General features: G+C 68.6%; 9 protein-coding genes. 5 read left to right on the top strand and 4 right to left on the bottom strand.

From position 1 onward, the window contains the following. Positions 1–6 precede the first annotated feature (6 nt). The 3 genes from O3I_RS07045 to O3I_RS07035 form a co-directional block, all read right to left on the bottom strand. Positions 7–4,833: a hypothetical protein gene (locus tag O3I_RS07045; RefSeq protein WP_141691688.1), complete on the bottom strand. Its 4,827-nt coding sequence runs from the start codon at positions 4,831–4,833 to the stop codon at positions 7–9. Between the two features lie 229 nt (positions 4,834–5,062). Next, positions 5,063–5,398, bottom strand: a complete 336-nt coding sequence (locus O3I_RS07040; protein ID WP_141691687.1) for a hypothetical protein — start codon at positions 5,396–5,398, stop codon at positions 5,063–5,065. Between the two features lie 239 nt (positions 5,399–5,637). Continuing rightward, positions 5,638–6,972 carry a flavin monoamine oxidase family protein gene (locus tag O3I_RS07035; protein WP_014982207.1) on the bottom strand — a complete coding sequence of 445 codons (1,335 nt, stop codon included), beginning with the start codon at positions 6,970–6,972 and terminating at the stop codon, positions 5,638–5,640. Between the two features lie 185 nt (positions 6,973–7,157). Here O3I_RS07035 and O3I_RS07030 point away from each other — a divergent pair, with 185 nt between their 5' ends. Next, positions 7,158–8,501: a DUF2252 domain-containing protein gene (locus O3I_RS07030; RefSeq protein WP_014982206.1), complete on the top strand. Its 1,344-nt coding sequence runs from the start codon at positions 7,158–7,160 to the stop codon at positions 8,499–8,501. Positions 8,502–9,080: 579 nt separating this feature from the next. Here the strand turns inward: O3I_RS07030 and O3I_RS07025 are convergent. Continuing rightward, positions 9,081–9,581 carry a CGNR zinc finger domain-containing protein gene (locus O3I_RS07025; RefSeq protein ID WP_014982205.1) on the bottom strand — a complete coding sequence of 167 codons (501 nt, stop codon included), beginning with the start codon at positions 9,579–9,581 and terminating at the stop codon, positions 9,081–9,083. Positions 9,582–9,856: 275 nt separating this feature from the next. Here O3I_RS07025 and O3I_RS07020 point away from each other — a divergent pair, with 275 nt between their 5' ends. The 4 genes from O3I_RS07020 to O3I_RS07005 all read left to right on the top strand — a co-directional run bounded on the left by O3I_RS07020 (position 9,857) and on the right by O3I_RS07005 (position 14,991). Further along, positions 9,857–11,107, top strand: a complete 1,251-nt coding sequence (locus O3I_RS07020) for a phthiocerol/phthiodiolone dimycocerosyl transferase family protein (RefSeq protein WP_014982204.1) — start codon at positions 9,857–9,859, stop codon at positions 11,105–11,107. 74 nt (positions 11,108–11,181) lie between these two features. After that, the gene (locus O3I_RS07015; protein WP_014982203.1) at positions 11,182–12,330 is read left to right on the top strand and encodes a cytochrome P450; all 1,149 of its coding nucleotides are present in this window, start codon (positions 11,182–11,184) and stop codon (positions 12,328–12,330) included. Positions 12,331–12,470: 140 nt separating this feature from the next. Beyond that, complete coding sequence (locus O3I_RS07010) at positions 12,471–13,724, top strand: phthiocerol/phthiodiolone dimycocerosyl transferase family protein (RefSeq protein ID WP_014982202.1); 1,254 nt, start codon at positions 12,471–12,473, stop codon at positions 13,722–13,724. Positions 13,725–14,085: 361 nt separating this feature from the next. Then, positions 14,086–14,991 carry an AfsR/SARP family transcriptional regulator gene (locus O3I_RS07005; protein ID WP_141691686.1) on the top strand — a complete coding sequence of 302 codons (906 nt, stop codon included), beginning with the start codon at positions 14,086–14,088 and terminating at the stop codon, positions 14,989–14,991. The last annotated feature ends 23 nt before the right edge of the window (positions 14,992–15,014 follow it).

Genomic DNA, 15,014 nt, shown 5'->3' with positions numbered 1-15,014 from the left:
GATTCGTCACAGCGAAACACTGACGAGGTGCGGCGCGCGGTCCCGCGCCACCGCTTCGGCAGCCCCCTTTCCGGAGTAGGGCAGATCGGCGTAGGCGACCGGTGCGGCCGCGGGCTTCGGAGCTGCCTGCGGTTGGCTGGGCAGCGGGGCGAGCAGTTTTTGCAGCGAAGCGGCCAGCTGCTCCAGGGACGGGTCGTCGGGAATGTCGTCGAGGAATTGACTGCCTGCCGCAGCCGCGCCGCCACCCGAAGCCCCTAGCGGCCCATTGCGATCCAGCGCGGCCCGGATACCGGAGATGATGCCGACCCGCGCGCCCGGCGTGAGCAGCACGGCCAGCGCGAGCACCAACGCCGCGACGGTCACGGCTCCGAGCGCGGCCAGCGGTGTGCCGACCAGCGCGGCGAGCGCGAGCAGCGGCGTCGCGAGGAAGGCGGCCACACCGAATGCGGCAGCCGGAACCAGCGCCGCCGCCACGGTGGCCGCGATCGCGCCACCGAGCAGCAGCTTCGGAATCTCGATCAGCGCGAACAACCCGAACGCGGCCAACGGAACCCCCACCAGCGCCGCCACTGCACCCCCGGCCAACAACACCGGAAGCGCCAGCAACGCAAGCGCACCCACCGCGGCGAGCGGCACACCCACCAGCGCAACCAAGCCCGCGAGCGCACCTCCCGCCAACAGCACCGGAATGGCAAGCAGCGCAAGCGCACCGACGATTGCCAGGGGAACACCTATCAACGCCGCCAAACCAACGAGTGCACCACCGGCCAGCAATACCGGAAGCGCCAGCAGTGCGAGCGCGCCCACCGCGGCAAGCGGAATCCCGACCAGCGCCGCCAGGCCCGCGAGGGCACCACCGGCCAACAACACCGGAAGCGCAAGCAGCGCAAGCGCACCCACTGCGGCGAGGGGAATCCCGACCAGCGCCGCCAAACCCACGAGCGCACCTCCCGCCAGCAGCAGCGGAAGCGCGAGCAGGGCAAGCGCACCCACTGCGGCAAGGGGGGCACCGACCAGTGTGGCAAGGGCGATCAGGCCGCCGCCGATGACCAGCACCGGGAGGCCGAGTACCGCGACGGCGGTGAGCGCCAACGGGATACCGACCGCTGCCGCGAGTGCACCACCCGCGAGCGCGAGCGCACCCACGACTGCGAGGGGCACGCCGATCAATGCGGCCAGCGCGAGTGCGCCTACAGCCGCTAACGGCACGCCGATCAATGCCGCCAAGGCGGCCCCGATCAACAGTGGCACCCCGAGCAGTGCGGCCGCGCCCAGTGCCAGCGGAATGCCCACCGCTGCGGCCACACCGAGCAGCGCGCCGCCGATCAGCAGCACCGGAAGGACGACTGCGCCCAATGCCACCAACGGGATGCCGATCAGTGCGGCCAGTCCGGCCAGCGCGCCGCCGATCAGGACCGCGGGCAGTGCCAGTAGGGCGAGGGCGCCCACTACTGCCAGCGGGATGCCGATCGCGGCGGTGAGCGCGCCGCCGATCAGCAGCACCGGCAGGGCGAGCAGCGCGAGCGCGCCGACGGCCGCGAGAGCCAGCACCGCGACGATGGCCAGCGCCGCCACCGGAGCACCGAGCGCGAGTGCGCCGAGCACCGCGACGGCGAGGGCGGTCGCACCCGCCACCGCGCCGGCCACGAAGGTCGCGCCGAGCGCCGCCAGTCCGGCCAGGGCGAGTAGTGGCAACGCGACGAGCGCGAGCAGTGCGAGCACCGGAAGCGCGAGTACGGCGATCACTGGAACCGCCACGGCGGCAAGCACTCCGAGCGCCACCACCGCCAGGACCGGCAGGGCCACCAGCGCAAGCGCACCCAGCGCGGCCAGGCCGAGCACCGGAAGCGCCAGCAACGCCAATACCGGAAGCGCAAGCAACGCAAGCGCACCCAGGCCCGCCAGGGCGACCAAAGGCGCGAGCACTGCGGCGGCGACACCCAGGGTGGCGAAGTCGAGCACGAAGCTGATGGCGACCAGGGTGACCGCGAGCGCGGTCGTTATGGCCACCAACGCCGCCCCGATCACCAGAGCCAGCACCGGCAACCCGACGAGGCCGAACAGTCCGACGCCGACACCGAGCGCCGCGATCGCCAGCCCCGCCACCAGGATCGGCGACCACACGGCCAGCAGCGCCAGCGCGAGGATCGGCGACAACGCCGTGGAAACCACTACGGCGAACGGTCCGAAGATCAGGAACGGCAGCGTGAGCACCGCGGCCAGGACGAACCCGGCCACTCCCACCGCACCGGTGGCCAGCACCGCGGCGACCGCCAGCACCGCGGCGATCAGGTTGCCCGCCAACAGGATCGCGCCCAGCCCGGCACCGCCGACCAGCAGGGTCGCGAACGCGAGCACCGCCATCACCACGAAGGCCGCGGCCGCGAGCGGAACCGAGATCAGCAGCAGTGGCGGGAACAGCGCCGAGACGGCGACGAAGGTGCCCAGCGCCAGCACGCCGAAGAACATCCAGGCGGCGACCAACCCGAGCCCGAGCGCCGCGACGAACCCGCCGAGCAGCGTGCTCACCACGGCCACGGTGCCGAGGGTCGCGAGCGTGCCGAGCAGCACGCCGCCGAGGAGCAGCGGCAGCGCGATCAGCGCCAGCGGCGGATTGATCACGATCAGCGCCAGCGCCCCGAGCGCGAGCAGCACGAAGGACAGCGCCGAGACCACGAGCCCACCCGCGAACACGGTCGCCACCACCGCCAGGGCGACGGCGAGCAGCCCGAGCACGATCGCACCGCCACCGATCCAGGTGGCCACCACGAACGCCGCGGCGACCACGCCGATACCCGCGCCCGTGATGATCGAAAAAGCCAGTGCGCCGAGCAGAATGAACGGGATGGCATACGGCATGGTGACCATGAACACCACGGTCGCGAGCAAGGTGAACGCCGCCAGGCCGGCGATCGCGAGCAGTGCCACCGCGGTGACGGCGAACGTCGCGAACGCGAGCAGGCCGAAGCCGCCGAACAGCATCGTCAAACCGATCGCCGCCGGAATCGCGACCAGACCGAGGAACAGCAGCGGAGCCAGCAGCGGACCGAGGATCGGCACGGCGATCACGAGTGCGATGGTGGCGAGCAATCCGCCGACCACCGCGAGCGTCACACCGACGGCACCGAGTGCGGCGAAAGCGATTGCCGCGGCGGCGAGTCCGGCCCAGACCAGGGCGGCCGCGACGAGCTGCAAAGCGGTCGCCACTACAGCGAGTGCGAGCAGCACGATCACCGCGGCCCCACCCGCCACCGAAAGCACCAGCAGCCCGGCCAGCGCGACCACCGCCAGGATCGCGCCGCCGGCCAGGCCGACCGCGCCGAACAGCACCACGGCGACGACCGCGAGCACGGCCAGGATCGGCAGCGCGATGAGCCCGAACGGTGTGAGCAGGGAGAGCAGCCCCACGCCGACAAACAGTGCGGCAGTGACCAATCCGGCGATCCCGAGCATCCCGAAGAAGGCCGCCGCCGTCCCGATCAGGCCGGCGACGAGGAACGCGAGCGCGACCGTGAACAGCACCGGCGCCACGATCAGGCCGAGGAACGGCACGAAGATCGAGGCGAGCAGCGCCGCGGCGGTCAGCACCACGAAGCCGACGAGGGTGAGCACCAGGCCCGCGGCCAAAGCCAGTACGGCGAGCGCGATTCCGACGACGGCGGCGACCGCGATCGCGGCGATGCCACCCACCAGAATGACCGGCGCAAGCACGGTGAACGCGACGATGGCGACCGGAATCGCGATGAGCAGCACCGGTATCGCGATCACCGCGAGCACGATCAGCACCGGTATCGCCAGGACCGCGAGCACGATCGCACCTACGATCAGCGCACCGATCACCAACGGCGCGAACAGGATCGCGCCGAGCACCACCGCGCCCAGGGTGAGCACGGCGGCCAAGCCGAGTCCGCCGACGATGGCCAGCGGCACGACGGCGAGCAACGCGATCGCGGGCAGCGCGAGCAGCCCGAGCGCAGCCGGATGCCTGGCGTCGGAGACCATTCCGCGCACGGCGTCGCGCAGCTGGGTGAAGACCACACCGATCGCGGCGGCCGGATTCGACGCCATGGCCAGCAGCGGCACGATGAGCGCGAGGGCCGGTGTCATGCCGCCGAGTTGCGGCGCGAACAGGCCGAGCAGGGGTGCGGCGACAGCGAGCAGTCCGGGCGGCAGCTGCTGGGCGACCGGATCCTGTTGTCCGGCAGTAGTTCCGGTCAGCAGGTCCCGGAGTCCCTGGACCGGGTCGGGTCCGTCTTTGGGGAAGCCGAACAGTGTTTTGACCTGGCTGATCAGATCATCGATGGCCGGTGTCGCGGTATTGCGGCGCGTGCCCGCCATCTGTGTGGCCTGTTCGACGAAGACGAGCAGGTCGTTGACCGGTCCGCGCAGGGGGCCACTGGGGAAGGTCTGGTCTGCCCAGGAGGCGAGTTGTTCGAGTGGCATTCCGCCACCGGTGATCTGGGCGACGGTGGCGGCGAGATCGGCGATCGGTGCCGCTACTGCGCCCGGGCCGCTTTCGGCTCCGGCCGGCGCCGCCGCGGGCACGACGCCGGGGCCGAAGTAGAGGGGTTGCGGCGCACCGCCACCGCGGAACGCGTCGATGGCGGCATTGATGTCATCCGCCGCGGGCGTGTAACCGCCGACCGTGCCCGCGACACCGATGGCGTCGTTCAGCGCGGCCTGCTGCCCGGGATCGAGCATCTGGCTTGCCATTTCACCGCCCACGGCGGGCAGCGTGCCTTGCAGGTCGCCGGGATCGATGCCCGGCGGCAGTCCCGGAATGCCGAAATCGTCGGCGGCGGCCTGGCCGGTGCCGAGCATGACGGTCGCCATGGAGGCGAAGGTGGCGGCGGCATACATGCCGCGTCTGGAGCGTTGGACGACCTTACGGTGCCGTCCGGATGCTTTGGTCTCTCGTGAACGTTCCTTCGTGACTACACGCATCAGCTTGAAGCCTCTCGTGAACGCGCCCTGGGGGCGTGCCTGGTCAGACGCGTCCTGGCCCTGGTCGAGCGGTGCACGGGCAATCGACGCGAAAGGTGTTGCGGGAACTCCCGCTTGGTCAGATCGGACCGTTTTCGTACGGGGCGCATACCGCCGTGGACCAGCCGCCTTCGGTGCCGATGGCCGGACCGATATGGGTGTGCGGCATGCCGAGCAAGTCGCGGCAGCGGATGTAGGCGTGTTCGCCTGCGCCCGCCCCGGGTTCGCACTGGAGTGTCAGCTCATTGGTCACCGAGGTGTCGGTGGTGCACCCGGTCGGCTCCGCGGCCGCTGTTCCCGGCCCGCCGGCCCAACCGGCCGCCAGGACGGAGAACAGCATCAGCAGCACGGCCCCGAGCGCGGGTGAGTTCTTGCGGGCAACTCCCCTTTGCTGAAGATTTGCTAGCTGCGTCATGCGGTCCATGGTTCGCCTTTGGCAGAATCTCAGTCAACATAACGCAGATCACGTTCCGCCATTCCTCCCGCTCGGCACGCACTTATTTGCCACAAAGGCCCGCGATACATAAACGTTGTGCAAATAAGTCTGTACCGGAGCCGGTCAGCGGTCTACGATTCGAATCTCAAATACCGATGTTTTAACCCTTGGTGCAGCGGCCTTCGGGCATTTCGGTGCTATTGCCCGAATTATTACTATCAGTGCGCGGATATCTCTGCGGCGGCGCGCTCACCAGAGCGAATGGCCCCTTCGATATAGCCCGACCACTCGGTGGCCGTCTCACTACCCGCCCAGTGGATCGCACCGACCGGATGCCGCACGCCCGATCCCACGGTGGTCAGCACACCGGGCGGGAAGAATGCGCCGTAGCCGCCGCGGACAAACGGATCGTCGGCCCAGACTTTCTCGTGCCAGCCGATCGGATCGCGGGCCCGATGCCCGAAAGCTCGCACCAGGGAGCCGACGATCATGCCGCGCCGCTCCGGCGCCGGCAGTGCGGCGAGGCGATGCGCGGCCCGGCCAGGCACGAGCGCACCGAGACAGCCGGGTCCGCCGGGGCGGGTGGCGTCGAACGTGACCGGAACCGGGTCGTGCAGATTCAAGGCCTGACCGGTGAGGAACTCGTCGCGCCAGAACGGGCGGTCGTAGACGGCGAACGCCTTCAACACCGAACCCATCGGCATGCGCTGCGTCAGATGGTCGCGCGCGGCGGGCAACGGCGGGTCGTAGGCGATGCGCCCGGCCAGCACCGGCGGCACGGCGACGATCACGTGCGCGGCCGCCACCTCGCCGAACTCGCCACGCACCGAAACCCCCTGCGCCCCTTGCCGAATGGACGTCACCGCGGAAAGGAATCGGAGTGCGTCGCCCAGTTCCGCCGCGATCGACAGGGCGGGACCGTCCGCGCCCTCGACGAACAGCCGGGTGACCGTTTCCGCCGTCACGCCCGCCTCGACACCGCCGGCCGCGCGGATGGTGGTCAGCAGCGCGAGCATCGAGACGCTGCCGACATCGACGCACAGTTCCTCGCCGATCATCACCTCGGCGAGTTGCCTGGCCCGCCGCTCGGGCAGGTTGCGGCGCAACCAGGTCGCCGCGGTCATCGCGTCGAGCCGGTCGGCGCCCGGGGTGGTCCACGGGTGGGCGAGGTCGATCCGGGCGGCGAGCCGCTCGATCCGCCACATTGCCTGGCCCAGCACGAGCAGCACGAGCGGTGACAGCGGTGGGCGCGTACCCCGGAACGGGCGGCGCACCGCGCCTTCCACCAGCAGATTCGCCCCGGCGGACGGGGAGGGATAGGTCTCGGCCCCGTAGTCCTGCGCGAGCGCCGCCAATCTGGTGTGCCCGCCGGAGATCCACTGCGCTCCGAGATCCACCGCCCAACCGCCGTCGGTGCGGGCACTCAGCGCCCGACCGCCCGCGCGGTCACTCGCCTCCAGCACGACGACGGCCCGACCGGCCGTCCGCAGCGCCCGCGCCGCGCTGAGCCCCGCGTATCCGGCACCGACCACCACCACGTCCACGCGGTCCATGCCGGCCTCCCGTCGCCAGATCCACTCGGACACCCCCACTGTTGATCACCCACGCCGGATGCGCAACCGAAAACGGTGCGGCGCTGGTGGATACCGCCGTTACCCGCCGGGGACGGACGGCGAAGGGAAATCGGCAGCGGCGTGGGTTGCCTGGAAGTTTGCGGTTGGGGTGAGAGACTTCGGGAATGGCGGAGTCGTTGGCGGGTGTGGCGGGGCGGCAGGCACGCAAGCGGGTGGGACGGCGGGCGCTGGGCGTGTGGGAGGCACCCGCGAATCGGGCGGATCCGGTGGCAATTCTGGAACAACAGGCCGCTACCCGGGTGCCGGAGTTGGTGCCTATCCGGTATGCGCGAATGGCGGCCGGACGGTTCCCGTTTCTGCGTGGCGCGCCCGCGATCATGGCGGCGGACCTGGCGGCCGTGCCCGATACCGGGCTGACCGTGCAATTGTGCGGCGACGCGCATCTGTCGAATTTCGGGTTGTTCGCGTCACCGGAACGCGCACTGGTCTTCGACCTGAACGACTTCGACGAAACGCTCCCCGGCCCGTTCGAATGGGACGTGAAACGGTTGTCCGCGAGTATCGCGGTGGCGGCTCGCGCCAACGGTTTTGCCGATACCGATGCCGAAACCTCGGTCGGGGCAGCGGCTTCGGCTTACCGCGCGACGATGGGCCGCTTGGCCGGCCTCGGTGAACTGGCGGTCTGGTACGAGATGATCGATGCCGACAAGCTGGCCGCACTCGCCCAGAAACCGAAGCGGCGCAAAGGAGTTGAGCAGGCTCTCGCCGACGCGAGGTCCCGTACCAACCTCCAGGCGCTGGAAAAGCTGACTGAACCGGACGCCGACGGCGTGCCGCGCATCCGGCATCGGCCACCGCTGCTGACCCCGATCGAGCAGGTCGACGCCGACACGGTGCGGCGGGTGTTCGCGGACTTCCGGCGCACCCTGGCGGAGGAACGGCGGGTACTGCTCGACCGGCACGAAATGCTGGATGTGGCAGTCAAAGTCGTCGGCGTGGGCAGTGTCGGCACCCGATGCTTCGTCGCGCTGCTGGCCGGGCGAGAAAGCCGCAGTCCGTTGTTCCTGCAGGTGAAGGAGGCGCAGGAGTCGGTGCTCGCGCGGCACACCGGGCCGAGCAAGTTCCGTAACCAAGGGCACCGAGTGGTGCACGGGCAGCGGCTCACCCAGGCCGCGAGCGATATCTTCCTCGGCTGGGCGGCCGGATCGGACGGCAGGCACTACTACTGCCGCCAGCTCCGCGATATGAAGGGTTCGGCGACGATCGAGGAGATGTCACGCCGATATCTGCGCGACTACTCCGCGCTCTGCGGCCATACGCTCGCCCGGGCGCACGCTCGATCCGGTGATCGCGTCGCGATCGCCGCATACCTCGGCACCAGCGATGCCTTCGACCGCGCCATGATCGACTTCGCCCTGGCGTACGCCGACCGAACGGCTGACGATCACCAAATCCTGCTTGCCGCAATAGAATCCGGCCGAGTAGTGGCAGCGGACAAGGCCTACTGAGCCGCGGGGCCGCGGCGAGCTACCGCTGACGAGAACGACGTTTGCAAGTACAGAATGTGGCGACACGGCGTCGGCATGATCGCCGGGTACTGCCACGAACGGACATCAGGCCTCGGCTCTACTGCCATTCTAGTCGCCCGGCGGGGCCGAAGCCGCCGCCGATTTCGGCCATCGAGAGTGACGCGCGACGCGCCGGAACGGTGGTTCCACCGAAGAAAAATGGCGGCCCGAACGGTCACATCGGTAAAGGGCTGTTGACAATTCACGAACTATTACGAGATCTCTTTTCCGCCACAAGCACCCGGTTTCGCGCAGATCGGGAAATGAAAGCGACATCTGCAATTGCAAAGTGCTGCGACGAATGTCGTCACAAATGCGATGCCAGCTTGCCTGCTCGTGTTCCGGACCGGCCTTTCGGCCCCACTGCGGGCGCGACGAAAGCCACACGCCCGCACCCGCGCTCAGACCGTTCGGTTCGCGTCGGCACAACCATCTGCAATTGCAGAAGATGGCGACGAGACGTCGTCATGCGCTCGGCCTGCCCGCCGCACAGCGGTAAACGCCGAGGCCAGCGCGATCTCAGCCCGCTCGGCGGGAGCGATGCTCGGCCACGTGCACCCGAGTAGAGCAGCGAGTAGAGCAGAAGCGCCGCCTGCCGTTGCGGGAGGTATCGACGAAGACCTGGTCGCAGCCCACGCGGGCGCAGCGGCCGATCCGCGTGGGATCGTCGCAGAACAGCGCGGCGAGACCGACCGCGGTGTAGGCCTTGACCCGCTCGTCGACCGGGGCGGTCTCCTGCGCGAAATGCAGGTGCGGCGGGCGGTCGTCGTGCGTCGAAATATAGGGCTGACTTGTGGTTTTGGCTAGCAGAGCGTTGAGCCGGCGCACGGTGGGGTGATCGAACATCGCATCGAGTTCACGGATCCACCGGCGCAGTTCCGCGACCTGCGCGGCGGTCACCGAGCCGAGCGGTTTGTAATCCGCGTCGGCCAGCAGCTGCCGCAGATCTTGGTCCGGGCCGGCGTTCACCAGCCGCGCCGCCAGCTCGGCCGCCGCGCCGCCGTAAGGGTTGAAATGCACTAGACCATTACACCAGGCTGGACTCATGGACGTCACCTGCCCCGCATGTTCCTGGCCGGCACCCGCACTGGTGTCGTCGCACGGCACCGTCCGCTACCTGCGCTGTGTGTGCGGGCAGTGGTTGATCATCGATGCAGGTCTCGTTGTGGCCACAACCGGAAACAGCATGTTCGGTACGGGCGATACATCACAGAGGCGATGATTCCGAAAGACCGTGGTGTGCCCGGCCTTAGAGCTAGCCTCGATGGGGCAGTCTCCGGTGGAGGGATTTCGACATGACCACGGCTACCGTCATCCGGCCGTTGGCACCGAGTGAGGAGATCTTCGCGAGCAGTGAAGTCGTCGTCGGCTATTCGATGCGGCTTTCCGGTCGGTTGAATCTAACCGCACTGTCGGTAGCCTTCGACACCGTGCTCCGCGCGTACCCCGCGCTCGGGGCACGCCTGGAGCCGGACGGCAAACACCATATTCTGGTCGAATCATTAGGTAGCACAACGCAATTAACTGTTTCCCAGGGGAATCCTGAACTGCTGCTCACCGGCGCGCAACTGGATCAGCGCAGTGCACTGGCCGCCCTGTGCGTCGTCCTGGACGGGGACCGGGCGGGCGTGACACTGGTGACGCACCACAGCATCGCGGACGCCTGCCATTCGCTCGCGGTGCTCGCGGATCTCTGGTCCTGCTACACCGAGGCGTGCCACGGACGCGAACCCGCGCTGCCGATGCACGGCTATCCGGAAGCAGTCGAGAATCTGCTGCTGTGCCGGGGCATCGAGAAATTCTCGGACCCGTCCGCACCGGTACGGCCGTTCGTGCACGACACCGCGCACAGCGTCGCACTCCCGGTGGACGAGGCACCCTATCTGATCCCCCTGACGGCCCGTTGCCGCCTGTCGAAACAAGAAACCGCCGCACTCGCCGACCTCGCGCACCGCGCAGGCACCACGATCAACGGCCTGGCCTCCGCCGCGATTCTGCTCACCGAGGCCGAGATACGCGGGCTCCCGCTACGCGATCTCACCTACACCTACTCCGTCGACCTGCGCAGCCGGGTCACCCCCGCCATCGGCAGCACCGAAGGTTCCAATGTGCTCGGCTTCGCCGATTTCGTTCCCCCGGCAGGCTCGACCACCATGGTCGGCCTGGCGCGCGCGATCAGCGACGCCCTGCACGCCGGACTGGACACCGGGCTCGTGCAGCAGACCCCCTTGCACATCCCCGATATCGCATCCGGCCCGGCGCCACGATCCCCCGGCATCGTGCTGGCCACCAACTGGGGCCGCATCGAGCGCCCCGCTCTGCCGAACGGCTTGTGCGTCAACGACTTCCGCACCCTCATGGTGGCGAAGCCGGACAAGACCGGGCATCGGCTACAGCAGCCGAGCGGCACGATCATCATCAGCACCTTCGACGACCGGCTGAGCATCGAGATCCACCACCCCGAGGAAACCACTGTGGAACAACGACTACGCGTCCACCTGCTCGGCAGACATCTGAGCATGCAGTCACAGATCGACGTCGCGTAACGCACCGATGCCGAATCGGCTTCCGCGGCGGCGTCCCATATCCTGCAAGCACAAGCGGCAGTGAGGTGTGGGTGATGGTGGAAACCGCGGTGATCGGCGCGTCGGCCAGGGCACGGTGGGCGGAGCACGCGAGCTGGCGGGGTCCTGTGCGGCGCATGGAAATCCCTGGCGGGCACAAAGTTTGGGTCATAGCCGGATACGACGAGGTGTCGACGTTGCTGGCCGATCCACGGCTCAGCGTGGACAAGCAGCACGCACTGGACGGCTACACCGGCTTCGCCCTGCCGCCCGCACTGGACCGCAATCTGCTGAATATGGACGGCAATCAGCATTCCCGCATCAGAAAGCTTGCGGCACCGGCGTTTTCCCGACGCTCCGCGGACACCCTCCGCAGCGCGGTGGACCGCATCGCGGCGGACGTCTTCGCGGCGCTACCCGAAAATGACGGTACAGCAGTCGATCTGCTCGACCGTCTGTGCGCACCGGTGCCTGCGATTGTCATCGGCAACCTCCTCGGCGTACCCGCCGACCTCTACCCGGACCTTCGTGATGCGGCGACAGCGATGTTCACCGCCGATACCGCGTCGCCGGAGTCCCTGCTGCGGCTGAAGAAGGCGATCGGCTGGCTGACCGCCACTTTCGCCGGGCTGATCGACACGAAACGCGCAGCGCCCGGCAACGACCTGATCAGCGGTTGGATCCGCGCCGGCGACGACGAAGGATCGCTCACGCCGGACGAACTGGTATCGCTGGCATTCCTCATGATGATGGCGGGCATGGAGAACGCGGTGCACTCGTGCGCGAACATCATCACCGCACTGCTGATCTCGGGGTCCGGAACCGCAGTGACCGCAGATTGGCAGGCACAACGCGGCAAACTCATCGAGCAAGCCAATCCGATGCCGTTCGCCTTCCGCCGGTTCGCGGTCACCGATCTCGTCGTGCGCGAGACCACGATCCCGAAGGGCGACACCATCCTGCTGTCGTTGTTCGGCGCGGATGCCGATCCCGCCCGCGGCGACCGCCCGAGTCTGCTGTTCGGCCGTGGTCCGCACTACTGTCTCGGTGCGCAAGCCGCGGACCTGATCATCGACGCCGTCGTCCCGGGATTCTTCGCGCGTTACCCTCGGGCCCGGCTCGCTGTTGCGGAGAGCGAACTCGTCTACCGGCAATCCTGGCGCTCGCACGGCCTGCTCAACCTCCCGGTACAGCTGGTTTCCTGACTGCGAAACACCACTGAGACGCTGCTGAAACGCAGGTCGTGGAGGGTAGGCGACGGCCGGAAAACCGGTTGCTCCGGCGTGCGTGTGGGGGCTTTGATCGTCCGTTGGGCACGCTGGTCGTCTAGGTGAAGGGGAGCTCTATGACCACGTCTACGGTTGTTCGTCCGCTGGCGCCGAGCGAGCAGATGTTCGCATGGATCGGTGTTTACGTGGGGTACGCGGTTCAGGTGACGGGCCGGCTGGATCTCGCGGCATTGTCTGCCGCTTACGAGGCGGTGGTGCGGACCTATCCGGTGCTCGGGGCACGACTGGAGCCGACCGGCGACGGCGGTTACACGCTGGTCGCCGGGACCGGAGCCGCTCCGGCGATCTCGGTCGTCGACGACGATCCGGACCGCCTGCTGATCGATCAGAAACTCGACCAGGGCGAGACGTTGAGCGCGGTGTGCGTGACCCGCGCCGACGACACCGCGAGCGTGACCTTGCTGACTCATCACAGCATCGCGGACGCCTATCACTCGCTGGCCGTGCTGGCCGAATTATGGTCGTGCTACACGGAATTGGTGTCCGGGCAGACACCGGTACGGCCCGTCCACGCCTATCCGGTATCCATCGAAGAAGTGCTCGCCGCGCGCGGCATCGAGAAGCGGGAGCTGCCGGCCGCCGAAACCGGCACGCCCACCGAATCGCGCCCGGCGCCGCCCGCCACCGAACCGGAGACGGAAGAGATCCGCCAGACCGTGCCGGATTCGTCGCGGTGCCTGCTGTCCGAGGCGGAGACCACGGCCCTGGTCGAGCTGGGACACCGAACCGGAGTGACGATCAACGGATTGGTATCGGCGGCAATCCTGTTGACCGAGGCGGAAATTCGCGATCTGCCACTGAGCGAGATCAACTACGTCTACCCGGTCGATCTGCGCACCAGGCTCACGCCGACGGTGGGCCGCACCGACGGCACCAACCTGCTCGGGTTCGCCGACTACCACCCCACCGGGGACACCACCGACCTCGTCGAACTCGCCAAGGACATCTGCGCGGCCCTGCACACCGCCCTCGCCGACGGGATCGTGCAGCAGACACCGCTGCACATCCCCGACCAGATCGCTGCGGGACCACCGCAGCTGCCCGGCATGATGATCGTCTCCAACTGGGGTCGAGTGCCCGCGCTGGCCGCCCCGGATGGGTTGCGTATCACCGACTTTCGCTCGACCGTCACGGCGGCTCCCCCTGCGGGCACGCCACCGCCGCCGGAGCAGCCGGAGGGTGGCGCGGCCATCGTGAGCACGTTCGCGGGTCGCCTGAGCATCGAGACCCATCACTCGAAGGAACGCATCGCGCAGGAGCAGCGCCGCGTCGATACCTACGCGGCGAAACTGCGCAGCGTCATCGCCTAGCCACAAATCCCTACCACGCCAACAGGTCCGGCGCGATCGCGAGCTGAGCTAGCCTCCGCGCCGGACCAACCGTGCGACACTCGGAGCGATAACCAACGTTTGCCGCGCCACTGTCGCGCGCGGAGGCAACTGGTGCCACTCCCCGGGGTGCTGATCGGTTTCACGCTGCGGCGTGCCGCAAGGCTGGGTCGCCGACGACTTCGCGGCACCTGATGCTGCCGACCCGGCCACCACCTTTTGTCCTTCTCTATTTTAACCGAGGGGGCGGAGAAAAACATCGGCACGCGGGGTGATGTTTCCGCAGGTAGTCCGTACTTAACTGGAGAACTGTCACCTGGATGGCGCATTGTGCGGAGGAACCTTGGACAGCCTCGAGAGCGTTGATCGCGGGATGGCCGGCACGCTCGGTCACGGGGGCCCGGTCGTGTGCCGGGTCCTCGGACCGGTCGAGATCGACGTCGACGGCGTGCCGGTCGACCTGCCCGGCCCACGGCCGCGTCAGCTGTTGGCCGCGCTCTCCTTCGCGAGCGGCGCCTCGGTGCCGAACGACGTGCTGGCCGGGTACCTGTGGGGTCGCGTCCCGCACGGTCGACCCAGCCCGAACGTGCGCGTCGTGGTCCATCGTTTGCGTGCCGCCCTCGGACCGCGGGCCGGCCAGGTCCTCGTGCTCGATCGGTGCGGCTACCGGCTCGCGCTGCCACCGGAGTGCACCGATCAGGACAAGTTCGGCGCGCTGGTCGGCACGGGTGTGCACGCACTGCTGAACGGTCACGCCGAAAAGGCGGTGACCACCCTGACCGACGGTCTCGCGCTGTGGCGCGGACAACCGTGGACCGAACTCGGCGACTCGCCCGAATTGCTCGGTGCCCGAACGAAGTTGAGCGAACTCCGGGAGCTCGCGGTCGAAGAGCTGCAGGCTGCGCGGCTGGCGTGCGGCGACACCGCAGGTGCCGTCGCGGCGTTGAGCGAAGCGGTCATCCAGACGCCGTACCGCGAACGGCGATGGGAATTGCTGGCGCTCGGCCTGTTCCGCAGCGGCAGGCAGGCGGACGCGCTTGCGCAGCTGCGCAAGGTGCGGCAGCTGCTGCGCGAAGAGATCGGCGTCGAACCCGGACCTGCGCTGCGCGATCTGGAACGCCGCCTCCTGGACCATGACCAGGGATTGCTCTTACCCCGGCATCCGGTCCGCACCGCCACCGGCAGCCCGGCCACCGGCCCCCTGGTGCGTGGCTTCCGCGCGTACCCGGCCGAGCAGCGGGCCGGCTGATCAGGACGACCCGGCGGTCGCGC

It is taken from the genome of Nocardia brasiliensis ATCC 700358 (assembly GCF_000250675.2).
In the GTDB taxonomy this organism is placed as follows: domain Bacteria; phylum Actinomycetota; class Actinomycetes; order Mycobacteriales; family Mycobacteriaceae; genus Nocardia; species Nocardia brasiliensis_B.
The sequence above is the reverse complement of the archived record's forward strand: the minus strand, read 5'-3'. Positions and strand labels throughout refer to the sequence as shown.

Coding starts and splice junctions, on each gene's coding strand:
- O3I_RS07035 (WP_014982207.1), bottom strand. CDS start 6,972: ATGGACCGCGTGGACGTGGTGGTGGTCGGTGCCGGATACGCGGGGCTC.
- O3I_RS07010 (WP_014982202.1), top strand. CDS start 12,471: ATGACCACGTCTACGGTTGTTCGTCCGCTGGCGCCGAGCGAGCAGATG.
- O3I_RS07015 (WP_014982203.1), top strand. CDS start 11,182: ATGGTGGAAACCGCGGTGATCGGCGCGTCGGCCAGGGCACGGTGGGCG.
- O3I_RS07030 (WP_014982206.1), top strand. CDS start 7,158: ATGGCGGAGTCGTTGGCGGGTGTGGCGGGGCGGCAGGCACGCAAGCGG.
- O3I_RS07020 (WP_014982204.1), top strand. CDS start 9,857: ATGACCACGGCTACCGTCATCCGGCCGTTGGCACCGAGTGAGGAGATC.
- O3I_RS07040 (WP_141691687.1), bottom strand. CDS start 5,398: ATGACGCAGCTAGCAAATCTTCAGCAAAGGGGAGTTGCCCGCAAGAAC.
- O3I_RS07045 (WP_141691688.1), bottom strand. CDS start 4,833: ATGGCGACCGTCATGCTCGGCACCGGCCAGGCCGCCGCCGACGATTTC.